Below are 21,882 nucleotides of genomic sequence, written 5' to 3'. Positions count from 1 at the left end.
GGTACGCCGCCCTTGACCGGCGGTTTCGCGCGGGCGCCGCCCTAATGCTGGAACCTGGCCGAGACGACCGTCAGCGGCAGGAACAGCTGGTACTCGTTGGGCGCGAACGTGTGGTCGGAGCTCCCCCCGCAGTCGGCCTGGCTGAAGACCTGGACGTTGACGGAGGACTCGCTGCTCTGCGACCAGGTCTCGAACTCCCACGGCAGGTTGACGCACGCCGTCGTCCCCGGGTCCTGCACCTCCTGGACCTGCCCGGAGAAGAACGAGTCGTAATACAGCCACAGCGAGCCGACGGCCCGGTGAACGGCCGGTCGCGTTATGGGGCTTTGCAGGGAATGTTCATGCTGCGGGCGGAATTGTTCCGGCGCGGTGGCGGACGCCGCCGCGGTTCCTGGGACGGCCAGCGCGGCGGCGGCGAGAGCCGCGGCGGCCGGACGGGCGAATTTCTTCACTGAACCTCCGTGATCCAACCGGGCGCACCGAGCGCCCATGGGGAACAGAGATAACACGGCACCCGCTCTGACCTGCGAAAAGTAAGGGGATCGTCACCGCGGTCGCCGGTGTTTCCGCCGCGAAATCAGAAGGCCGGCGACCTCCCGCTCGTTACCGGAAAAACGAGTCGAATTCGCTGTGACGCCTTTGGTAGCGTCGCCGCCGCGACGGCGGGGAACGGGCGGCGGCAGGCGTCGCCCCGCCCCCCCCGCATCGGCGCGCTCATCCGCTGACCGCACGCTCACGGCGCGCCGACGCGGAGGTTTCCACGAATCAGGAGGCATCGCCTTGCCCCGGTGGCTGGTCGCGCTCGCCCTGGGCGCGCTGATCTTCTACACCGACGACTACGTCATCGCCGGCGTGCTCCCCGAGATCTCCGGCGACCTCGACGTGTCCACGGGCGCGGCGGGCCAGCTCGTCACGGTGTTCTCGGTGACGGTCGCGGTGGCGGCCCCGGTCGCCGCGATCGCCACGGCGCGGCTGCGGCGGCGCACCGTGCTGGTCGCGGCGGCGGTGGCCTTCACCGCCGCCAACGCGCTGGCGGCGCTCGCGCCGTCCTACCCGCCGCTGGTCCTGCTGCGGGTGGCCGCCGCGCTGGCCGCCGCCACCGCCACGCCCGCCCTGTTCAGCGTCGCCGCCGCGCTGGCCCCGCCGGAGCGGATCGGACGGTACGTGGCGGTGGTCGCCTTCGGCGTGACGGGCGCGATCGCCGCCGGGGTGCCCGCGGGCACCTGGATCGGCGGCACGCTCGGCTGGCGGGCGACGTTCGGCGCCATGGCCGTGGCGGGGGCGCTGGTCGCGGCCGGTTTCGCGGCGTGGCTCCCGGGAAGCGCCGCCTCGGCGCCGCCCCCGCCGCCGCCCCCGCCGCTGCGCTCGCAGCTCGCGATCCTGCTGCGTCCCGCGATCTCGCTGGGGCTGGCGGCGAACGTGACGCTCATGCTGGGCTCGATGATGCTCCTGACCTACCTGGCGCCGTTCACCGCCGGGCTCGCCTCGGCCGGGACCGGTGAACGCGGCGTGCTGTTCGCCGTCTCCGGGGTCGCGGGCATGGCCGGCATCTGGGCGGGCGGCCGGTCCACCGACCGGCGCGGCCCCGACCGGACCCTGGCCGCCGGCGTCGCCGCGTTCATCCTGACCATGGGCGCCCTGGCGGCGCTGTGGGCGCTGCGGCCCGTTCCCGTGGTGGTGCTGCTGCCCGTCGTGGCGGTCTGGGGGGCGGCGGCGTTCTGGAACTCCCCGGCGGTGCAGGCGCGCCTGCACATGCTCGCCGGTCCGGTCTCCGCCCAGGCGCTGGCGTTGAACACCTCCGGCACCTACCTCGGCGTCGCCCTGGGCGGCGCCGTCGGCGGGGCGGTGATCGACACCGCCGGTCCCGCTCTCCTGCCGCTGATCGCGGGGACGGCGGGGATGGCGGCTCTGGCCCTGTTCGTGGCCGCGGCGCGGTCGGCGGCCCCGGCCACGGCGGTGACGGCGCGCGCGTGAGGCGCCGTCACCCGCCGGCGGGCGAGGGGAGGCGGGCCGCACGTCCGCTGGCGGGGCGCCTCACGGCAGAGATCGGAGCCGGGGACGCGAATCCGGCACCGCCCGCCGGGGAATCTCCTCGATTCTCCGGCCGGGGATCAGGGCGTGGCGAGGCGGGTGGCGGCGACGACGGCCTGGCCGAGGCAGATCCCGCCGTCGTTGGGCGGGACGCGGGAGTGGACCAGGACGGTGAAGTTCTCGCGTTCCAGGCCGGTCACGACCCGTTCGAGCAGGATCATGTTCTGGAAGACGCCGCCGGACAGGGCGGCGACGCGCAGGCCAGTGCGGTCGCGCAGCGCGCAGGCCGCGCGGACGAGGGCGAAGGCCAGCCCGTTGTGGAAGCGGGCGGCGATCCGGCCGGGGCCGACACCGGAGGCCAGGTCGTCGACCGCGCCCCGGACCAGGTCGGTGCCGCGCAGGAGGAGCGGGGCGCCGTCGGTGACGGTCATGGCGTAGCCGCCGCGCTCGCCGGTGTCGGCCCGCTGCTCCAGCTCGATCGCGGCCTGCCCCTCGTAGGCGGCGGTGTCCCGGCCGCAGACGATCGCGGAGACGGCGTCGAACAGGCGGCCGGCGCTGGAGGTGGAGGGGGCGTTGGTCCGGGTCCGCGCCAGCGTGGTGACGGAGGCCCACTGGTCAGGGTGGCGCCGTACGACGGCCAGGTCGGGCACGTCGTCGCCGTAGAGGGCGTCCAGGTGCGCGGCGGCCATCCGCCACGGCTCGCGGACCGCCGCGGCGCCGCCCGGCATCGGAACGGTCTCCAGGTGCCCGGCCCGTTCGTAACCCGCCAGGTCGGCGACGAGCAGTTCCCCTCCCCACAGGGTGCCGTCGTCCCCGTAGCCCAGGCCGTCCAGGGCGATGCCGATCACTGGGCCGTCGTGGCCGTTGTCGGCGAGGCAGGAGGCGATGTGGGCGTGGTGGTGCTGGACGGCGGCGGTCTCGGCGTCGCCGCGTTCCAGCGCGTACTTGGTGGACAGGTAGTCGGGGTGCAGGTCGTGCGCGATGATCTGCGGGCGCACGCCGAACAGGCGGCAGAAGTGCTCGATGCCCTCGGTGAACGACCGCAGCGTCTCGTAGTTCTCCAGGTCGCCGATGTGCGGGGACAGGAACACGCGGTCCCCGGACGCGACGCAGAAGGTGTTCTTCAGCTCGGCGCCGCAGGCCAGCAGCGGCCGGGCGAACCGGGTCCGGACGGTCAGGGGGGACGGCACGTACCCGCGGGAGCGCCGCAGCGGCAGTTCCCGGCCGCGGAACAGGCGGACGACCGAGTCGTCGGCCCGCACGTGGATGGGGCGGTCGTGCAGCAGGAACCCGTCGGCGATCCCCGACAGCCTGGTCACCGCGTCCTCGTCCCGGTGGGCGATCGGTTCGTCGGAGACGTTGCCGCTGGTCAGGACGATGGGACGGGCGACGCGCCGGGCGAGCAGATGGTGCAGCGGCGTGTAGGGGAGCATGATCCCCAGGTGGCGGGCGCCGGGCGCGACCGCCTGCGCCACCCGGGCGTCCAGCCGGCGCGGCAGCAGCACGATGGGGCGGCGGGTGCCGCTCAGCAGCCGTTCGGCGGCCTCCTCCAGGCCCACCAGCGTGCGGGCGGCGTCGAGGTCGGGCACCATCACGGCGAACGGCTTGGCCTCCCGGTGCTTGCGGTCGCGCAGCGCGGTCACCGCCGCCTCATGGTCGGCGAGGACGGCCAGGTGGTAGCCGCCCAGGCCCTTGACCGCCACGATCCGGCCCTGCCGCAGCCACCGGGCCGCGACCTCGACCGGCTCGCCCCGGACCGGGCGGCCGTTGGGGCCGTGGAAGCGCAGCGCCGGTCCGCAGGCCGGGCAGCACACCGGCTGGGCGTGGAAGCGCCGGTCCTCGGGATCCTTGTACTCGCCCGCGCAGTCATCGCACAGCGCGAAACCGGCCATGGTGGTGGCCGCCCGGTCGTAGGGGACGCCGGTGACGATGGTGAACCGCGGTCCGCAGCCGGTGCAGTTGGTGAAGGCGTAGTGGCGGCGCCGCCCGGACGGGGCGAACACCTCGGCCAGGCAGTCCTCGCAGGTGGCCAGGTCGGGCGGGACGAGCGCCCTGCGGGCCTCGGCGTCCTCGCTGGGCGCGATCCGGAACCCGCGTTCCCCGACCGCCGGGATGGGCTCGGTGGTGACGCGTTCCACCACCGCCAGCGGCGGCGCCCGCCGTTCGAGGGCGCCGACGAACGCGGCCAGCGCCGGCGGGTCGCCCTCGACCTCGGCGAACACTCCTCCGCAGTCGTTGCCCACGAAGCCGGCCACGCCGTGCTCGGCGGCCAGCGCGTACACGAAGGGGCGGAACCCGACCCCCTGCACGGTGCCCTCGACGCGGATCCGGATCCGGGTCCGCGCGGGCAGCTCCACCCCCGGGTCGATCACAGCCCGCCGTCCAGGGCGAGCAGGGTCAGTTCCCACAGCACGTGGTAGAGCGTGGCCTGCGCCTCCTGGATCCGGTGGACCGAGGAGGACGGCACGACGAACAGGTGGCCGACGGTGCCGGCCTCGGCCATCGGGCCGCCGTCGTACCCGGCGAATCCGACCGTCACCATGCCGAGGCGGGCGGCCTCGTCGAAGGCGCGCAGGAGGTTGGCCGATCCGCCGCTGGTCGACAGCCCGGCCGCGATGTCGCCGGGGCGTGCGAGGGCGGCCAGCCGGCGGGCGAAGACCACCTCGTGGCCGACGTCGTTGGCCAGTGCCGTGAGCACCGCCACGTCGTGCGGGAGGGAGAACGCCGGCAGCGGTCGCGCGGGAGGCGGCGGGCGCAGGAACAGCCGCGCCAGGTCCTGCGCGTCGGTGCTGCTGCCCCCGTTGCCGAAGGTGAACAGGCGTCCGCCGTCGCGGAACGAGCCGGCCAGCCGCCGCGCGCAGGCCACGAGGCGGTCGCCGTGCAGTCCGGCGAGGGAGTCGCGCAGCGCGACGATCTCGGCGGCCTTCTCCGCCGTGGACCGCCGGACCTCCGCCAGGACGGCGTCCAGGTCGGTCTCCCCGGCGTACAGGAACGGGTAGAGCGCCTCGACCCCGGTCATGGGCCCTCCCCGCGCGGGGACGCCCCCGCGCCGTCCGGGACGGTCTCCCCCGCGCGGTCCGCGACGGTCTCCACCACGGCGATGGCCTCCTTGGCGTGCACGAGGACCACGTCGCCCTCGCCGGCGTCCACCAGCGCCACGCTGATCTCCTCGGTGCCGGTGCCGGTGTCGGCCAGGGCGAGTCCGTCGCCGAGCAGCGCGCGGACCCGGACGCGTTCGGCGGTGTCGGCGCAGGTGACGCAGACCTCGCCGTGGCAGTGTTCCTGGGGCGTCATCGCGTGTCCTTCCCCTCCAGCAGCCCGGGCTGCTCGATGAAGACGTGCACCAGTTCCCACAGCACGTGATAGACGGTCACGTGCACCTCCTTCACCACGCAGGGGTCGTCGGCGCGGGCGACCAGGGCGTGGTCGACCGCGGGGCTGCCGGCGATGTCCCCGCCGCCGGCGCCCACCAGGGCGATGGTGAGCAGCCCGAGCCCGCGGGCCGTCTCCAGGCCCCGCAGGACGTTGGGGCAGCGGCCGTCGCGCGACAGGCCGAGCGCGATGTCGGCGGGGGCGGCCAGCGGCCTGAGCTGCGTGGCGAACACGGCGTCGAATCCCTCGGCCCTGGCGATGCCGGTCAGGGCGGCGCAGTCGTTGGTCAGGGAGACGGCGGGCAGGGCGCGCTTGCCGACGATGGCCGGGTGGACGAACTCGACGGCGATGTGCTGGGCGTCGGTCGCGGCGCCGCCGTTGCCGAACACGATGAGCTTGCCGCCCTGGTGGAAGCGCGCCGCCATGGCGTGGCAGGCCCGCGCGACGCGTTCGGCGTCGTCGGCGAGGGCCCGCCCGGGACCGGTGCGGCGCTCGAACGCGGCGCGCACCGCCGGTACCAGGGGCGGCCGTTGTGCCGTGGCCATGACGGTCCTCCTTTCGGGTCAGGTGACGGCGGAGGAGCTGCGCCGCCCGCCGGGCACCCGGCCTTCCGGTGGCCGGGGGGCGGGCGCGGAGGCGTCGGAGCCGCGGGCGGCGGCGCGGGCCGCCGCCTTGCCCCAGCGGGTCACGCACGCGTCGAGCACCTCGCCCAGCCGCGCCAGCCGGGCCATCCACGAGCCCAGGTCGGCCAGGCCCTCGCGGGTCAGCTCGTAGCGCCGCCGGGCCGGTCCGGTCTCGGACGGAACCCAGGTGGACACCACGAGCCGTTCGCGTTCGAGGTTGCGCAGCACCCGGTAGGCGTGGCCCGGTTCCACGTCCGGGACGCCCAGGCAGGCCAGCCGGTCGATCAGCTCGTACCCGTGCCCGGGCCGTTCGCAGATGAGGAGAAGCAGGAACGGGTGGAGCAGGCCGCGCGCCTCGCTGCCGTACACGACGCTTCTCCTTCCGGACAGTGAAGTGTGGCCCTTCAACTACATAGCGTCACCATCGTTCCCGGGTGCCCCGGCGCGAATCTCCAGGTCTGGTGATCGCTTGGCCGTGATCGGCTATAGGGCGGGGCGAGGGCGCGGACCGTCCGGCGGCCTGTCGACGGGGACCGGCGGCGGGGTGCACCCTGGAGGCGGCACGCGCCGGGGCGCCGATCTTGGAGGGCCGCTTGGAGATCTGGGAACTGGTCGCGCGTGAGCGGATCCGCGACACGCTGGCCGCCTACACCCACGCCGGTGACCGCGGGAGGGCCGAGGAGCTGGCCGCGACGTTCACCGAGGGCGGCGTGCTGGAGATCAGGGGCGGTGAGGTCTGCTCGGGCCGGGAGGCGATCGTGGCGTTGCTGGCGGCGGCGGCCGGGCGCGGGTCGGCGCCGGGGCCGGACGGGCGTCCCGGCGTGATCCGGCACATGGTGACGAACCTGCGGTTCGAGGAGGTCACGCCGCGGCTGGCCCGGACCTCGGCCTATTTCCTGGTGATGAACGCCCGCGGCCCCGACCACTGGGGCCGTTACCGGGACGTCCTGGTGCCCTGCGGGGACCGGTGGCTGTTCTCGCGGCGGCTGGTGAGCGTGGACGGGCACGGCGCGGGCTCGACCATGACGGGCTGAACGCTCGCACCCCGGACGTCCCCTCCCTCCCGCACCTTTTTGCGGTGTCGGCAACGAAATTTGCCCCCGCGCGAGGCGACCGCGCAACATCGGCGGGAGAGACGCGGCGAGCGCGGCGAGACGCGCGAGCACGACGGAGGAGTGACACCGATGGCCGACGAGCACGCCTGGGACGGGGAGTTCTGGGACTCCCGCTACCTGGAGAGCGACCGGATGTGGAGCGGGAACCCCAACATGATCCTGGTCCGCGAGGTCACCGGGATGGAGCCGGGCACGGCCCTGGACCTGGGCAGCGGTGAAGGGGCCGACGCGGTCTGGCTCGCGCGCCGCGGCTGGCGGGTCACCGGGGTGGACATCTCCCGGGTCGCCCTGGAGCGGGCCGCGCGGCACGCGGAGGAGGCCGGGGTGGCCGGCCGGATCGAGTGGCGGCCGCATGATCTGGGGACGTCCTTCCCGGCCGGGACCTTCGACCTCGTCTCCGCCTGCTTCCTGCACTCGGGCGGGGACATGCCGCGCGAGAAGATCCTGCGCAACGCCGCCGCGGCGGTGGCGCCCGGCGGGGTGCTCCTGGTGGTCGGGCACGCGGGACTCCCCCCGTGGGAGGAGCACGACGGCCACCACGACGCCCACCACCACGACGTGCATCTCCCGACGCCTCAGGAGGTGCTGGAGTCCCTGGAACTGCCCGAGGGCGAGTGGGAGGTGCTGCTGTGCGAGGAGTACGAGCGGACCCAGCAGTCCCCCGAGGGGCGCCCGGCCGTCCGCACCGACAACGTCCTTAAGGTGCGGCGGCTCGGCCAGGGCGTTTCCTGACCCGCGGCCACCACCCGCCCGGGAACGCGGCGAGCGCGGCGAGGGCCTGCCGGGCCGGCGGCGCAGGGCGCAATGCGTTCACATTCTTCTGCCGGGAGGGCGGATGGCGGTGCGCGGCGGGGGCCCGGCCGGGCCGGTGGTGGTCGCGCTGGCCTGCGCGGCGCAGTTCATGGTGGTGCTGGACATCTCGGTGGTGAACGTCGCGCTGCCCTCGATCCGGCAGGCCCTGGGCTTCGGGGCGGCGGGCCCGCAGTGGGTGGTGAACGGCTACGCCCTGGCGTTCGCGGGCTTCCTGCTCCTGGGGGGCCGGCTCGCCGACCTCTACGGCCTCCGGCGGGTCTTCGCCGCGGGGCTGGCGCTGTTCTCGGCGGCGAGCCTGGTGGGCGGCCTGGCCACCACGCCGGGCGTGCTGGTGGCCGCCCGCGCCGCGCAGGGGCTGGGCGCGGCGGTCCTGGCACCCGCGACGCTCACCCTCCTGACGACCACCTTCCCGGAGGGCCCCGGCCGGACGCGGGCGCTGGCGGCCTGGACCTCGGTGGGCCTGGCCGGTGGGACGGCGGGCAACCTCATCGGCGGCGCGCTCACCGAGTTCCTGTCCTGGCGCTGGATCCTGCTGGTGAACGTGCCGCTGGGAGCCGTGGCCCTGCCACTGGCGATGGCCTTCCTGTCCACCGGCGGCGGCCGCGTCCGGGGAGGGCGGCGCCTGGACGTCGCCGGGGCGGTGACGGTCACCTCGGGTCTGATGCTGCTCACCTTCGGCGTCACCCAGGTCCGGGGGCGCGGCTGGGACGACGCGGTGACGGTCTGCGCACTGGGCGGCGCGGTCCTGGCCCTGGCCGCGTTCGTCCTGGTCGAGACGCGGCCGGCCGCCGCGCCGCTGATGCCGCTGCGGCTGCTGCGGCCCCGTTCGATCTGGGCGGGCAACCTCGTGCTCCTGCTGGCGGGCGCCTGCCTCAACCCGATGTGGTTCTTCCTGACCTTCTACATGCAGGACGGCCTGGGCTACGGGGGGCTGCGGACCGGCCTGGGGTTCCTGCCGCACACGGTGGTGACGATCGCCGTCGGACTGCGCCTCACCCCGTGGCTCATGGAGCGGGTGGACGCCCGCGTGCTGATCGGCGCCGGGGCGCTGGTCTCGGCGGCCGGGTTCGCCTGGCAGGCCCGCGCCGTCCCCGAAGGCGGGTACCTGCCCGGGGTGCTGGTCCCGGCCGTGCTCATCTCGGCCGGTGCGGGGCTGCTGAACGGCCCGGCCGCCGTCGCGGTCACCCGCGGAGTCGCGCCGGGCGACGCGGGGGCGGCCTCGGGACTGATGAACACGGCCAAGCAGGTGGGCGGGGCGCTCGGGCTGGCGGTGCTGAGCACGCTCGCGGCGGCCGGTGCCGTTGGAGCGTCGGGAGCGTCGGGGGCGGAGGGGTCCCTGGCCGGTTCCTTCGACCACGGCCGCGCGTTCCTGGCCATGGCGGCGGTGATGGTGGCCGTCGCGGCGCTGGCGGCGACACTCCCGTCGGCGGCGAACGAGCGTACGGGTGCTCACCGGCCTGAATAGGGTGGCCATGGGAGCACGGACACCCGGTCCGGGCGGCACCGCCCGCCTCTTTCGAAGATCCGGAAAAAGATCGGCCGAGGATGTCGAGAAGCGGCGGAGCGCACCGACCACCAGGTGACCGGCACCCGTCGGGGGGCCGCGAGGGAGGAGCACCACCATGAAGTACCTGCTGATGATCCACATGAACGACGACGCGTGGCAGGCCCTCTCCGAGGAGGAGCGCAACCACATGATGAACTCCCAGGAGGGGTTCATGAACATGCTGCGCGAGTCCGGGGAACTGGTCGTCACCCACGCGCTCGCCAATCCCTCCACCAGCGCCACCGTCCGGGTCGGTGAGGACGGGGCCCCGGCGGTGACCGACGGCCCGTTCGCCGAGTCCAAGGAGTACCTGGCCGGCTACTACGTGGTCGACTGCGAGACCAAGGAGCGGGCGCTGGAGGTGGCCGCGCAGATGGCCGAGGCGCGGTTCCTGGGCGTGGAGGTCCGTCCGATCATGTTCTCGGCGGGGATGGAGATGTGAGCGGGGACGTGTCCGTCGAGGACCTGCTGCGGTCGCTTGCCCCGCAGGTCCTCGGCGTGCTCGTCCGCCGCCACGGCGACTTCGACACGGCCGAGGACGCGGTGCAGGAGGCGCTGCTGGCGGCGGCGGTGCAGTGGCCCGCCGAGGGGATGCCGGGCAATCCCCGCGGCTGGCTGGTGACCGTGGCCGCCCGCCGGATGGCCGACCAGGTGCGCAGCGATCAGGCGCGGCGGCGGCGGGAGGCCGCCGAGGCCCTGGCCGGGGAGCCGCTGGCGCCCGCCGCCGACACCGAGACCGGGACCGGACGCGACGACACGCTGACGCTGCTGTTCCTGTGCTGCCATCCGGCGCTGTCGGGGGCCTCGCAGGTGGCGCTCACGCTGCGCGCCGTGGGCGGCCTGACGACCGCGCAGATCGCGCACGCGTTCCTGGTGCCCGAGGCGACGATGGCCCAGCGCATCAGCCGGGCCAAGCAGCGGATCAAGGCGGCGGGGGCGACGTTCCGGATGCCGCCGGGCCCGGAGCGGGGCCGGCGGCTCGGCGCGGTCCTGCAGGTGCTGTACCTGATCTTCAACGAGGGCTACACCGCCACCGACGGGCCCGAGCTGCACCGCCAGGACCTGAGCGGCGAGGCCATCCGCCTGGCCCGCGCGGTCCGGGCGCAGCTGCCCGGCAACGGGGAGGTCGCGGGGCTGCTGGCGCTCATGCTGCTCACCGACGCCCGGCGCGCGGCCCGGACGGCGCCGGACGGGGAGCTGATCCCGCTGGCCGAGCAGGACCGCTCCCGCTGGGACCGGGCGTACCTGGACGAGGGCCTGGCGCTGGTGGCCGAGGCGCTGCCGCACGGGCCGGTCGGCCCGTACCAGCTGCAGGCGGCGATCGCGGCGGTGCACGCGGAGGCGACCAGTGCCGAGGACACCGACTGGCCGCAGATCCTCGGCCTGTACGGGATGCTGCGCCGCACCTCGCCCAACCCGATGGTGTCGCTGAACCACGCCGTCGCGACGGCGATGGTGAAGGGGCCGCGGGCGGGGCTGGAGCTGCTGGAGGAGCTGGAGGGCGACGAGCGGCTGGCGCGGCATCACCGGCTGGAGGCGGTCCGGGCCCACCTGCTGGAGCTGGCCGGTGAGCTGCCGGCGGCCGCCGAGTCGTACCGGACGGCGGCGCGCCGCACCGCCAGCCTTCCCGAACGCCGCTACCTGGAGGGCAGGGCGGACCGGCTCGCGGCGGCGCGGGCGCGCTGACCGCCCGGTCGGGCGGTCGGGCGGCCGTTTCAGGCGAAGGCCCGCTCCAGCCAGGTCCCCCAGGCCGTCTCGAGCCGGCCGGTGTCCAGGTCGCCGGTGTAGTGGTGGTACTCCACGACGACGGTGTCGAGATGGCCGTGCAGGAGCATGTAGAGGCCGCCGTCGGTGCGCACGCCGACGAAGCCGCGGTCGGCCCATTCCACGACGCCTCCGGCGGCGGGGAGCCCCTCCACCGAGAGCCGGACCGCCGCGCCGGCGGCGGGCGCGCCCGGCAGCCCGAGCGCGTCCCCGAACGCCGCCCAGGCGCGGTCGGCGGGCACCTGCGGCCCGACGGCGAACAGGTTGAACGTGGAGATCCGGCCGGGGAAGTGCTTGAGGTAGACGGCCAGCTTGCGCAGGTACATCAGGTCGCCGACGCTCATCGCCTCGTACTCGGCCTCCCAGTCGTCGCCCAGGAACCCGCTGTGCACCATGCGCAGGACGGTGCCGCCGCCCTGGCGGCCCTCGATGAGGTACTCCATGGCCATGAAGGTGCCCTCGGGGGACTCATCGGAGCGGTAGGCGAAGCGTTTGCCCGGCTCGTAGGCGGTGACGGTGGCCTCTTCGGTCATCCCGGCCAGGGTCATCCGGGTGCGTCCGCCCTCGCCCGGTTCGATCTCGTTGCGGCCCATGAACCAGGAGTCGACGCCGGGACCGGTGGCGATGGCCTCCCAGACCTGCTCGGGGGTGGCCTCGATCTCGATCGACTCGCGCACCTCGAACTCGTGCGTCATGGGCGGGACTCCTTGTCGACACTGGGATGGACGGCGACGACGAGGCGGTGGCGGCGGCCCCGTTCGGCCTGGTCGTCGTGGTATTTGGACACCAGCGCGGTGACGGCGCCGGCCAGTTCCTCGGCGAACGCGGCACGGTCGGCGGCGGAGGCGAACCGCACCTCGCCGTCGATCGCGAACGTCGCCACCTTCTTACCCGCCCGGTCGGCGCCGGTCACCAGCGCGCCGACGTCCCGGACGAGCCGGGCGGCCACGGCCAGCAGCCAGCGCGCCGACAGCCGGTCGGGCGAGCGGCCGGGGTCGGGCTGGACGGCCGACAGGGCGACCGGTGAGATCACGAAGGAGGCCGCGGTCGCGCGCATCATGCGCTCGTTGACGTTGCCCTTGCGCCGTTCCTCCACCAGTTCCACCAGTCCGTGCCGTTCCAGGGCCTTGAGGTGGTAGTTCACCTTCTGGCGTGCGAGGCCGACGCGGGCGGCCAGCATCGCCGCCGACGCGGGTTCGGCCGACAGTTCGGCCAGCAGCCGGGCCCGGATCGGGTCCAGGGACACCTCCGCCGCGGCGGGGTCCTCGATCACCGCTACCTCGATCATCTCTCCATGCTGCTACCGAAAAATTTTCTCGTCAAGGCGGGGGTCGTCGTCCGGGGGATTATTCGGTTGCCCCGCGTGATCATGTCCCGTTACAACGGTCGGCATGTTGCGCAAGTACCCCCGGACCCGGCACATCACCGGCTCCCGGTTGCAGCCCGGCGACCACGACCTGGCCGCGGCGCCCTTCCGGGAGATCGCCGGGCGGTACCTGGTGGTGGAGGAGAAGCTGGACGGGGCCAACTGCGGCGTCAGCTTCACCTCCGACGGGCGGCTGCTGCTGCAGAGCCGGGGCCACTACCTGACCGGCGGCCCCCGGGAGAGGCACTTCGCGCCGCTCAAGGCGTGGGCGGCCTCGGTGCAGCATCTCCTGCGGCCGCGGCTGAGCGACCGGTACGTGATGTACGGAGAGTGGCTCTACGCCAAGCACACGATGTTCTACGACGCCCTCCCCCACTACTTCTGCGAGTTCGACGTCCTGGACCGGCGGGACGGGACGTTCCTGTCCACCCTGCGGCGCCGCGAGCTGCTCGACGGCACGCCGGTGGTGCCGGTCCCCGTCCTGCGCGAGGGGCCGGTGGAGAGCCTGGACGACCTCACCGCGCTGGCCGGGCCCTCGACCTGCCGTACGGGGCGGTGGCGGGAGGCGCTGCGGGAGGCCGCGCTGAGCGGCGGCGCCGACCCCGACCGGGTGGCGGGCGAGACCGACCGGGCCGAGGAGATGGAGGGCCTCTACATCAAGGTCGAGGAGGAGGGCAGGACCGTCGGGCGGTTCAAGTGGGTGCGGCCCAGCTTCCTGACCGCCATCGGCGACTCCGGCACGCACTGGCTGGACCGGCCGATCGTCGCCAACGGCCTGGCCGACCCGGAGGTGCTGTATGCGGGTGTTTGAGGAGCTGTGCCCGGCGCCTCCGCACTGGCGGGTGCCGTGGCAGGAGATCCACGCGGCGTTCGCGTGGGTGCGGGACCTGGCGGGGGTGCCGCAGGACCCGGCCCATCACGCCGAGGGCGACGCCCGCGAGCACACCCGGATGGCGTGCGAGGCGCTGGCCGCGCTGCCGGAGTGGCAGGCCCGGCCCGCGGACGAACGGGTCCGGCTGTTCACCGCGGTGCTGATGCACGACATCGGCAAGCCCGCGTGCACCCGTACCGAGGACGACGGCCGCGTCACCGCGCACGGGCATTCCCGGCGGGGCGATCTGATGGTGCGCCGGATCCTGTGGGAGCTGGGCGCCCCGGTCGGCTGGCGCGAGCACGTGGCCGCCCTCGTCCGGCACCACCAGGTGCCGTTCTGGGCGCTGGAACGCCCCGACCTGGAGCCGATCGCTTTCCGGGTGAGCCTGCTGGCCCGCAACGACGACCTGGTGCTGCTGGCCACCGCCGACATCCTCGGCCGGATCTGCGGCGGCGCCGAAGAGCTGCTGGAGAACGTCGAGCTCTACCGCGAGTACTGCGCCGAGCAGGATTGCCTGGACGTCCCGCGCCGCTTCCCCTCCGACCACGCGCGGTTCTGGTATTTCCGCAGGCCCGGCCGCGACCCCGGCTATGACGCCCACGACGACACGCGGCTCACGGTGACCGTTCTGTCGGGGCTGCCGGGGGTGGGCAAGGACCGCTGGATCGCCGAGAACCGGCCCGGCGTGCCGGTGGTGAGCCTGGACCGGATCCGGGAGGAGCTGGGGGTCTCCCCGGCCGGAGCGCAGGGCGAGGTGATCGCCGCCGCGCAGGCCCGGGCGCGCGAGCACCTGCGCGCGGGGCGGTCGTTCGTGTGGAACGCCACCAACGTCTCCCGGACGATGCGCGAGCGGTGCACCGGTCTGGCCGCCGGTTACCGCGGCCGGATCGAGCTGGTGGCGCTGGAGGCCCCGCCGGAGGTGCTGGCCCGCCGCAACCGCGGCCGTCCCGCTCCGGTGCCGGAGGCGGTGATCGAGCGGCTGGTGCGGCGCTGGGAGATGCCCGACCCGACCGAGGCGCACCGGGTGCTGTGGCTGTCGACCGCCTGACCGGAGGCGGCGGGACCTTCGCGGCCGCGCCGGACGCGACCGCGACCGCGGACCTGGTGATCGGCCGCCGGCTGTCGGCGGTGGAGGTGACCGAGGCCGCGCTGGCGCGCCTGGACGCGCTCGACCCGCGGCTGCGCGCGTTCACCGAGACCTGGCCGGAACGGGCGCTCGCGTCGGCGCGCGCGGTCGACCGGGACCTGGCGCGCGGCGCCCGCCCGCGCCTGGCGGGGGTGCCGGTCGGGGTGAAGGCGTGGCGGCGTTCCCAGGCCGCGCAGACCGGACGGCTCGAGCGGCACGGCTGCGTCGTCGTCGGGCTCACCTCCGTGCCGGGGCCGGGCACCGAGTGGCAGACCTGGGGGCACACCGGGCGGGGCCCGACGCTCAACCCCTGGCGCGCCGACCGTACGCCGGGCGGGTCCTCGGCGGGGTCCGCGGCGGCCGTGGCGGCGGGGATCGTGCCGCTGGCCACGGGCAGTGACGGCGCCGGGTCGTTGCGGATCCCGGCGGCCTGGTGCGGGGTGGTCGGGTTCAAGCCCACCACCCGGCGGCTGCCGGCGCGGGACCGTTCGGGGCTGGCCGCGCTGGGCGCGGTGACCGGCACGGCGCGCGACGCCGCGCTGTACCTGTCGCTGATGCTGGGTGAGGACCTCACCGGCCCGGCCGTCCTGGCGCCGGACGGTGCGCCGGCGTTGCGGGCGGCGTGGTCGGGCACGCTGGGGTTCGCGGCGGTCGACGCCGGGCAGGCGCGGATCGCCCGCGTCGCGGCCGGGCGGCTGGAGGAGGCCGGGGTGATCGCGTTGCGCGCCCACGACCTGCGCCTGCTCGATCCTGGTCCCGTCTGGCGGGCGCTGCGTTCCGGTCCGGTGCGGGCCGCCTCGGAGGCGGCCGAGCGGGAGGCGGCCGAGCGGGAGGCGGCGCGCGTCCGGGGGGTCAACGACGAGAGGCTCGGCGCGCTGTTCGGCGCGGTCGATGTCCTGCTGACCCCGGCGACCCCCACCGCCCCGCACGGCCACCAGGGGCCGGGCAGGGCGATGTCGGTGGATCTGACCTGGGCGTTCAACGTCAGCGGGCATCCGGCCGTCAGCGTTCCGGCGGGTGTGGGGCCCGACGGGACCCCGGTCGGGTTGCAGGCGGTCGCCGCGCACGGCCGGGAGGCGGCGCTGCTGCGGGTCGCGGCCGGCCTGGAGGCCGTGTCGCCCTGGCCGCGCCCGCCGCTGCGGCCCGCGTGAGGGACCCGGCGTGCCGGGTGGGTCGGCGTGCCGGTGGGTCAGCGGGTCAGCAGGTCCTCGACCAGCGCGCGGTAGGCGTCCTTCATGGGCAGCTCGCGCTCGACGTGGACGCGGCGGCGGGTGGCGGTGACCTGCGCGCCGCTGCGGGGGTCGTGGCCGGCCTTGTCGTAGGTCTCCCACCACAGCCCGACGCCGCGGCGCTGCCAGGCCGGCAGGTCGTTGAAGTTGATCCCGCGCGCGTACAGCAGTTCGTTCTTGCCGGGGATGCCGGTGCGTTCCAGCTCGCGGGTGGCCTGGCGCGCGGTGCGGCCCTCGCGCCGCAGGGTCCAGTAGCACCAGCCGTTGAGGGAGCAGCGGGCGGCGTCGGCCTGCCGCCAGGACAGGTAGTCGATGACGTCCTGCGTGCCGGTGCCCATCCAGATCCGGCTGTCGAAGGCGGCGGGTTCGCCCGCGGCGTGGGTGAAGGCGGCCGAGGCGATCCCGGCCGAGACCGAGACCAGCTTCTCCACCTCGCGTCCGAACAGGTCGGTGGCGGGGTCCAGGACCAGGGAGATCTCGTCGCTCTCGGTGTAGGCGTAGCGGCCGGAGAACTCGGTGAGCAGGGCGCGGGCCGTCTCGGTCATGAGTTCGGAGAAGCGCGGGTCGAAGGGCTTGTCGAAGCGCGGCTCGGTGTAGGCGGAGAACCCGCGGCCGTCCACGCGGATGACGGCCCAGGCGCCGGGCAGCAGCGTCAGGGAGTGGAACCACTCCCGCTCCCGCATCCGCGTCTCAAGGTCGCGCGTCCGCACGTGCGTCTCCCTCGTCCGGTCCGCTCTCGCGGCCGGTGCCGGTGTCGTCGTTCGGGTCGTTCGGGTCGGTCACGGTGAAGCCGCCGGCGCCGTCGAGGCGGACGACGCGCAGGGCGTCGAACCCGTCGGCGGCGCGGGGCCTCCGCAGTCGTCCGAGGGTGGCATAGATCCCTGCGTCGGGCACCCGGATATGCGCGGGGCGGGCCGCGTTGCGCAGGACGGCGCCGGGGATCTCGGGCGGGAACCAGTAGCCGGTGACCCGCGCGCCGTACCGCCGGCCCAGTTCGATCAGGGGTGCCCATTCCTCGGGCGAGGGGTTGGTGTTGTCGACGGCGACGTCGCGGCCGTCCTCCAGCGCCTGGGCGATCAGCGCGAGCTGGCGGGCCTGCTTGCGCCGGGAGGAGCGGCCGAACAGGTCCTTGCTGACGTGGGCGTGCGTTCCGGCCAGGTGCCGCCGGTAGAAGGTGGTCTTGCCCGAGGCCTGCAGTCCGATCAGGATGGCCAGTTCCATTTCGGGGCGCCTTTCATCTTCCGGCGTTCGCGTGCAGGGCGTCGGCCAGGTCGCGTACGGCCGCGCGGAGCGGTTCGGGGCGGCGGATGGTGAAGGGCCAGCCGAGCCCGGCGAGCATCTGCGCCATGCCGTCCAGGCGCTGGGCGCGGGTGACCATGAGCACTCCCCCGCCGTCCTGGCTGAGGGTGGCCACGGTGGCGGGGATGCGCCGTCGGGCCTGGTCCAGGGTGGTCTCGAGCCAGACCTCGACCTGGTGGGTGTAGGGGACGCCGGCCAGCGACCGGGTGACGTGCTGGACGGGGTCGAAGCCGGGCGGGACGTCGTAGGAGCCGGCGGGGCCGGGGGCCGGTTCGGCGGAGATCACGCGGTCCACGCGGAAGGTGCGGATCTGGGCGCTGCGGTGGTCGTGTCCGGTGACGTACCAGCGCCCGGAGTGGAAGACCAGGCCGTAGGGGTCGAGGTCGCGCTCGGAGCCGTCGCCGTCCGGGCCGCCCCCGGGGTCGCCCGCGGGGTCGCCCACTGGGGCGCTCGCGGGGTCGCCGGTGGGCCGCCATGAGCGGTAGCGCATCCGCAGGCGCCGCCTGGACCGGGCCGCGGCGGCCAGGGTGAGCAGCACGGTGGTGGCGGGCGCGGCGGGGTCGCCGGCGGCCAGGGTGAAGCCGAGGGTGTCGTGCAGGGCCTGGACGCGTGCGCGCAGGGTGTCGGGCAGGACGCGCTGGACCTTGGCCAGGGCGGTCTCGGTGGCCTGGCCGGGCAGGCCGAGGCGGCGCCCGGCCAGCAGGCCGAGGACCACGGCGGTCGCCTCGTCGTCGTTGAGCATCAGGGGCGGGAGCTTGTAGCCGGGCATGAGCCGGTAGCCGCCGTGGCGCCCGCGTTCGGCGACCACGGGGACGCCCAGGTCCTCCAGCCGGGCGGCGTACCGGCGGACGGTGCGCTGGTCGACCCGCAGGCGGCGGGCCAGTTCCGTGCCGGACAGGCGGTGGTTGGCCTGGAGTAGTTCCAGCATGGCGAGGATGCGGGTGGTGGGGTGTGACACAGGTCATGCTCTCAATCCGGGCGGTTCCTGTCCGGTATCGAGCCTACGGTCTTCTCGACCCCGGCGGTGACGGCCGCCGCGGGCGGACACGGCATGCGGGCGATGGACACGGCATGCGGGCGATGAAGAGGAGTGCGTGATGACGACGTTCGTGCTGGTTCCCGGTTTCTGGCTGGGTGCCTGGGCGTGGGACGAGGTGGCCGCCGGCCTGCGCGGGGCCGGTCACCGGGTGTACGCGGTGACGTTGCCGGGGCTGGCCGAGCGGGCGGGTGAGGCGACCGCGGAGGTGGACGTGGACGCCCATGTCGCCGACATCGCCGGCCTGCTGGAGCGGGAGGACCTCCGCGAGGTGGTGCTGGTGGGGCACAGCGGCGCGAACATGCCGGTCACCGGGGTGGCCGACCGCGTTCCCGAGCGGCTGGCCCGGGTGGTCTACGTGGACACGGCGCCGCTGCCCTCGGGGCTGGCGCAGATCGACTTCGATCCCGGGGCGCGGCCGGCGGTGGAGAAGCGGGTGGCGCAGGAGGGGCAGGGCCGGCTGATCCCGCCGCCGGCGTTCGATCCGGTGGCCGAGCCGGGGCTGCTGGCGGGTCTGGACGAGGCGGCGCTGGCGCGGTTGCGCGAGCGGGCGACGCCGCAGCCGTGGGGGACGGCGACGCAGCCGCTGGTGCGGCCCGGCCGGATCCCCGGCACGCCCAAGACGCTGATCATGAGTACGGTTCCGGTGGCGGTGGTGGAGCAGAGGGTGGCCGCCGGGGATCCGATGTTCGCCATGCTGGCGGGGCCGGAGTGGACCTTTCACGAGTTGCCCACCGGGCATTGGCCGATGCTGTCGCGGCCGGCCGATCTGGCGGCCCTGCTGGGCCGGCTGTGACGGCGCGCAGGGCCTGCCCGCCCGGGAGGGCCCGGGCGCGCCCGGGGGCGGCGGCCGGGCGGGCGGTTCAGGGGGTGGTGAAGGTGCAGGGCAGGCGCTTGTAGCCGTTGATGAAGCTGGACATGAGCCGGTCGGGTTCGCCGTCGGTGCGCAGGTCGGGCAGGCGGGTGAACAGTTCGCGGAACATCACGGTGATCTCGCGGCGGGCGAGGTTGGCGCCGAGGCAGAAGTGCGGGCCCGGGCCGCCGAACCCGACGTGGGGGTTGGGTGAGCGGGTGATGTCGAAGGTGTCGGGGTCGGTGAAGACGCTCTCGTCGCGGTTGGCCGAGTTGTAGAACAGCATCACCTTGTCGCCCTTGCGGTAGGTGTGGCCGTTCATCTCGTGGTCGCGGGTGAGGTTGCGGCGGAAGCAGATGACCGGGGTGGACATGCGGACGATCTCCTCGACGGCGCCGGCGATCCGGCCGTCGAAGTCCTCCAGGAGCAGGTCGCGCTGGCCGGGGTTGTCGGTGAGGAGTTTCAGGCCGTGCGCGATGGCGGTGCGGGTGGTCTCGTTCCCCGCCACCACCAGCAGCAGGAAGAAGGTGCCGAACTGCTGGGCGGTGAGCTTCTCGCCGTCGACGTTGGCGTTGACGAGCGCCGAGGTGAGGTCGCCGGTGGGCCGGGAGACCCGTTCGCGGCCCAGCCGGGCGGCGACGCGGTGCAGTTCCCGGCTCGCCATGGCCACCTTGGCCAGCCCGAGGCCGGTGCGCAGGCGGCCCATGTCGGGGGTGATGCCGGTGTACTCGGGGTCGGAGTTGCCCAGGACGATGTTGGTCAGGCGCAGTACGCGCGGGTAGAGGGCGCCGGGGATGCCGAGCATGTCGCAGATGATCTCGACCGGCAGGCGGACGGCGACCTTGGCCACGAAGTCGCCGGGGCCGGTGGCGATCAGTTCGTCGACGATCCGCTCGGCGCGGGCCTGCACGTCGTCCTCGGTCTTGGCCAGCATCTTGGGGCTGAACGCCCGCGACACGATCCGGCGGATCGCGGCGTGCCGCGGGTCGTCCATGTTGATCATCGAGTTGACGTAGCGCTGGAGCCACCGGGGGGCGTCGATCACGGTGGTGGCGTTGGGCTCGCTGCTGAAGATCCGCGGGTTGCGGCTGGCCTCCAGGACGTCGGCGTGCCGGACCAGGGCCCAGTAGCCGGGGCCGCCGCGGGTGAACGGGACCGGCGGGTCGGGGTAGAAGCGCGGCCCGTCCTCGGCCCGCAGGCGGGCGAAGGCGTCGGCGCGTTCGTCCAGGGGGCGCGCCCAGAACCTCAGGTCGCTCAGGTCGATGTCGTCCGCTGGTGCGTTCGCCCGCTGGATGGCCACCGCCGTGCCGCCCTTCGTCGATCCGGTACGCCCCAGCTTGGATAAGCGTCCGGTTACGGGTCAATGGCGGAGAGGTCCCTGTGATCCAGTACACATCGGGCGTACACGGCCGAGCCGGGCGGGTCGCGGCCGGGCGGGCGCCCGGGCCTCACGTGCCCGGGCCCGCCCGCCCTGCCCGGCCGCGTTCCTGCTCGCGTTCCTGCTCGCGTTCCTGCTCGCGTTCCTGTTCGTGTTCCTGGATCTTGGAGGTGATCGCGCCGGTGGCCTCGTCGATGAACGCGGCCCGGTTGGCGGCGGCCCAGTCGCGGCTGGCGGCCGGCGAGCGCGCCGATCCCTGGAAGGCCGGGGCGACGTAGCGGGCGAACAGCTCGTAGGAGCGCAGGGTCGCCTCGGTGTCGGCCCAGTCGTGCGCCATCAGCAGGTAGGTGCCGAAGCCCCCGGACTGGGCGGCGAGCCGTTCGATCTGGGCGATGGCGTCGCCGGGCGTGCCGATCACGCCGAGGCCGGTGGCGTTGATGGCGGCGACCAGCTGCTCGGGGTCCTCGGTGTCGGGCGCGATGGGCAGCGCGGCGACCTTCTGGAAGTAGGCGACCCAGTCGGCCAGGCCGAAGGCCACGTCACGGGCCGCCTGCTCGCGGGTGGGGGCCAGGTGCATGGGGCCGACCAGGCGCCAGTCGCCGCGGTCGGCGGTGTTGCCGTACCGGGCGGCGCGTTCCTCCATGACGCCCCAGTGGTAGCCGAGGGCGTCGAACCCGGCGGTCTGGGTGGCGCCCAGCGACAGCAGGCCGCATCCGTGGCGGCCGGCGGCGCGGGGGCCGGAGGGGGAGACCATGGCGGCCACCGCGACCTCCAGGTCGTCGCCGTAGGGCCGCAGTTGCAGGCGGGCGTCGCGCAGCTGGAACCAGCCGGTGTCGCGGGTGACGGGTTCGTGGCCGCGCAGCAGTGCCAGGACCGCCTCCAGGGCCTCCTCCATCATGTCGCGCTGCCGGGCGACGGGGATGCCCATCATGGAGGCGTCGGAGGGCAGCGCGCCGGGGCCCACGCCCAGCATCACCCGTCCCCGGGTGAGGTGGGACAGCAGCACCATCCGGTCGGCCAGCATCAGGGGGTGGTGGTAGGGCAGGGAGGAGACGCCGGTGCCCAGCCGCAGGTGGCGGGTGCGTTCGGCGGCGGTGGCGATGAACACCTCGGGCGAGGCGATGATCTCGTGGCCGGCCGAGTGGTGCTCGCCGATCCAGGCCTCGTGGAATCCGAGCCGGTCCAGGTGCACCAGCAGGTCCAGGTCGCGTTCAAGGGCGAGGGTGGGGTTCTGGCCGGGGGGATGGAACGGGGCGAGGAAGATGCCGAAGCGCCGAGGCCCGGCCGGGGTGGGAGAGCTCATCGGGACCCCTGTCCAGGAGGGAAACGGACTAGAACGTCGTTCTGCAGGTCCTCATGCCCTCCGCGCCTTCCGGTCACACCGGTCACACCGGTGCCGGTGCCGGTGCCGGATGCTCTGCGGTCTGGCGGCGGGGTGTGCCTGGCGCTGTGGTTGT

At 74.5% G+C, this 21,882-nt stretch carries 23 protein-coding genes; 10 read left to right on the top strand and 13 right to left on the bottom strand.

What is annotated here, in order from left to right; genetic code table 11:
- Positions 1-41: 41 nt before the first annotated feature.
- Positions 42-452 carry a hypothetical protein gene (locus IW256_RS17975; RefSeq protein ID WP_197012089.1) on the bottom strand — a complete coding sequence of 137 codons (411 nt, stop codon included), beginning with the start codon at positions 450-452 and terminating at the stop codon, positions 42-44.
- Between the two features lie 328 nt (positions 453-780).
- On the opposite strand from IW256_RS17975, the gene IW256_RS17970 reads away from it, so the two are divergent.
- Positions 781-1,974 carry an MFS transporter gene (locus IW256_RS17970; protein WP_197012088.1) on the top strand — a complete coding sequence of 398 codons (1,194 nt, stop codon included), beginning with the start codon at positions 781-783 and terminating at the stop codon, positions 1,972-1,974.
- Between the two features lie 137 nt (positions 1,975-2,111).
- On the opposite strand, the gene hypF is transcribed toward IW256_RS17970, so the two are convergent.
- The 5 genes from hypF to IW256_RS17945 are packed head-to-tail and all read right to left on the bottom strand — an operon-like array spanning position 2,112 to position 6,395.
- On the bottom strand, positions 2,112-4,403 hold the full coding sequence (gene hypF, locus IW256_RS17965; RefSeq protein ID WP_307828934.1) for a carbamoyltransferase HypF: 2,292 nt from the start codon (positions 4,401-4,403) through the stop codon (positions 2,112-2,114).
- Positions 4,400-5,050: a D-sedoheptulose-7-phosphate isomerase gene (locus IW256_RS17960; RefSeq protein WP_197012087.1), complete on the bottom strand. Its 651-nt coding sequence runs from the start codon at positions 5,048-5,050 to the stop codon at positions 4,400-4,402. Before IW256_RS17960 ends, hypF begins: the two co-directional genes overlap by 4 nt.
- Positions 5,047-5,325: a hydrogenase assembly protein HupF gene (locus IW256_RS17955; RefSeq protein WP_197012086.1), complete on the bottom strand. Its 279-nt coding sequence runs from the start codon at positions 5,323-5,325 to the stop codon at positions 5,047-5,049. The genes IW256_RS17960 and IW256_RS17955 overlap by 4 nt, the downstream gene beginning before the upstream one ends.
- On the bottom strand, positions 5,322-5,948 hold the full coding sequence (locus tag IW256_RS17950; protein WP_197012085.1) for a D-sedoheptulose-7-phosphate isomerase: 627 nt from the start codon (positions 5,946-5,948) through the stop codon (positions 5,322-5,324). The genes IW256_RS17955 and IW256_RS17950 overlap by 4 nt, the downstream gene beginning before the upstream one ends.
- An 18-nt stretch (positions 5,949-5,966) precedes the next feature.
- Complete coding sequence (locus IW256_RS17945; RefSeq protein ID WP_197012084.1) at positions 5,967-6,395, bottom strand: PadR family transcriptional regulator; 429 nt, start codon at positions 6,393-6,395, stop codon at positions 5,967-5,969.
- A 224-nt stretch (positions 6,396-6,619) separates the two neighbouring features.
- Between IW256_RS17945 and IW256_RS17940 the strand changes: the two genes are divergently transcribed.
- The 5 genes from IW256_RS17940 (at position 6,620) to IW256_RS17920 (ending at position 11,186) form a co-directional block, all read left to right on the top strand.
- Positions 6,620-7,060: a nuclear transport factor 2 family protein gene (locus tag IW256_RS17940; protein WP_197012083.1), complete on the top strand. Its 441-nt coding sequence runs from the start codon at positions 6,620-6,622 to the stop codon at positions 7,058-7,060.
- Positions 7,061-7,210: 150 nt separating this feature from the next.
- Positions 7,211-7,873 carry an SAM-dependent methyltransferase gene (locus tag IW256_RS17935; protein WP_197012082.1) on the top strand — a complete coding sequence of 221 codons (663 nt, stop codon included), beginning with the start codon at positions 7,211-7,213 and terminating at the stop codon, positions 7,871-7,873.
- A gap of 103 nt (positions 7,874-7,976) precedes the next feature.
- Positions 7,977-9,419 carry an MFS transporter gene (locus IW256_RS17930; RefSeq protein ID WP_197012081.1) on the top strand — a complete coding sequence of 481 codons (1,443 nt, stop codon included), beginning with the start codon at positions 7,977-7,979 and terminating at the stop codon, positions 9,417-9,419.
- Positions 9,420-9,576: 157 nt separating this feature from the next.
- Positions 9,577-9,942, top strand: coding sequence for a YciI family protein (locus tag IW256_RS17925; RefSeq protein WP_197012080.1), 366 nt, complete (start codon positions 9,577-9,579; stop codon positions 9,940-9,942).
- Positions 9,939-11,186: an RNA polymerase sigma factor gene (locus tag IW256_RS17920; protein ID WP_307828933.1), complete on the top strand. Its 1,248-nt coding sequence runs from the start codon at positions 9,939-9,941 to the stop codon at positions 11,184-11,186. Before IW256_RS17925 ends, IW256_RS17920 begins: the two co-directional genes overlap by 4 nt.
- Before the next feature lie 29 nt (positions 11,187-11,215).
- Here the strand turns inward: IW256_RS17920 and IW256_RS17915 are convergent, their stop codons facing one another.
- Both IW256_RS17915 and IW256_RS17910 read right to left on the bottom strand, forming a co-directional pair.
- A complete protein-coding gene (locus tag IW256_RS17915) occupies positions 11,216-11,959 on the bottom strand; it encodes an SRPBCC family protein (protein WP_197012079.1) in 744 nt (247 codons plus the stop codon).
- Positions 11,956-12,552, bottom strand: a complete 597-nt coding sequence (locus tag IW256_RS17910; RefSeq protein WP_197012078.1) for an ArsR/SmtB family transcription factor — start codon at positions 12,550-12,552, stop codon at positions 11,956-11,958. Before IW256_RS17910 ends, IW256_RS17915 begins: the two co-directional genes overlap by 4 nt.
- A 103-nt stretch (positions 12,553-12,655) precedes the next feature.
- Here IW256_RS17910 and IW256_RS17905 point away from each other — a divergent pair, with 103 nt between their 5' ends.
- From IW256_RS17905 to IW256_RS17895, 3 genes are read left to right on the top strand one after another with little or no spacing between them, the layout of a single operon-like run.
- Complete coding sequence (locus tag IW256_RS17905; protein ID WP_197012077.1) at positions 12,656-13,441, top strand: RNA ligase family protein; 786 nt, start codon at positions 12,656-12,658, stop codon at positions 13,439-13,441.
- Positions 13,428-14,552, top strand: a complete 1,125-nt coding sequence (locus tag IW256_RS17900; RefSeq protein ID WP_197012076.1) for an AAA family ATPase — start codon at positions 13,428-13,430, stop codon at positions 14,550-14,552. Before IW256_RS17905 ends, IW256_RS17900 begins: the two co-directional genes overlap by 14 nt.
- A complete protein-coding gene (locus IW256_RS17895; protein WP_307828932.1) occupies positions 14,534-15,781 on the top strand; it encodes an amidase in 1,248 nt (415 codons plus the stop codon). Before IW256_RS17900 ends, IW256_RS17895 begins: the two co-directional genes overlap by 19 nt.
- A 38-nt stretch (positions 15,782-15,819) precedes the next feature.
- Here IW256_RS17895 and IW256_RS17890 read toward each other — a convergent pair whose 3' ends face one another.
- Genes IW256_RS17890 through IW256_RS17880 form a run of 3 tightly spaced genes read right to left on the bottom strand, consistent with a single transcriptional unit; the run spans position 15,820 to position 18,116 of the window.
- Positions 15,820-16,569 (bottom strand): tRNA(His) guanylyltransferase Thg1 family protein, encoded by a 750-nt coding sequence (locus tag IW256_RS17890; RefSeq protein ID WP_197012075.1) that lies wholly within the window; start codon positions 16,567-16,569, stop codon positions 15,820-15,822.
- Positions 16,550-17,080, bottom strand: a complete 531-nt coding sequence (locus IW256_RS17885; RefSeq protein ID WP_197012074.1) for an ATP-binding protein — start codon at positions 17,078-17,080, stop codon at positions 16,550-16,552. Before IW256_RS17885 ends, IW256_RS17890 begins: the two co-directional genes overlap by 20 nt.
- Before the next feature lie 13 nt (positions 17,081-17,093).
- Positions 17,094-18,116, bottom strand: coding sequence for a helix-turn-helix transcriptional regulator (locus IW256_RS17880; RefSeq protein ID WP_307828931.1), 1,023 nt, complete (start codon positions 18,114-18,116; stop codon positions 17,094-17,096).
- Between the two features lie 139 nt (positions 18,117-18,255).
- Between IW256_RS17880 and IW256_RS17875 the strand changes: the two genes are divergently transcribed.
- Complete coding sequence (locus IW256_RS17875) at positions 18,256-18,990, top strand: alpha/beta fold hydrolase (RefSeq protein ID WP_197012073.1); 735 nt, start codon at positions 18,256-18,258, stop codon at positions 18,988-18,990.
- 67 nt (positions 18,991-19,057) lie between these two features.
- Here the strand turns inward: IW256_RS17875 and IW256_RS17870 are convergent, their stop codons facing one another.
- Complete coding sequence (locus IW256_RS17870; RefSeq protein WP_197016374.1) at positions 19,058-20,341, bottom strand: cytochrome P450; 1,284 nt, start codon at positions 20,339-20,341, stop codon at positions 19,058-19,060.
- A 154-nt stretch (positions 20,342-20,495) separates the two neighbouring features.
- Positions 20,496-21,728, bottom strand: a complete 1,233-nt coding sequence (locus tag IW256_RS17865) for an LLM class flavin-dependent oxidoreductase (RefSeq protein ID WP_197012072.1) — start codon at positions 21,726-21,728, stop codon at positions 20,496-20,498.
- Positions 21,729-21,882: the final 154 nt, after the last annotated feature.

The sequence above is a fragment of the Actinomadura viridis genome (assembly GCF_015751755.1).
Lineage (GTDB): Bacteria > Actinomycetota > Actinomycetes > Streptosporangiales > Streptosporangiaceae > Spirillospora > Spirillospora viridis.
Note: the sequence above shows the minus strand (reverse complement) of the source record. Positions and strands in the feature narration are given on the sequence as shown.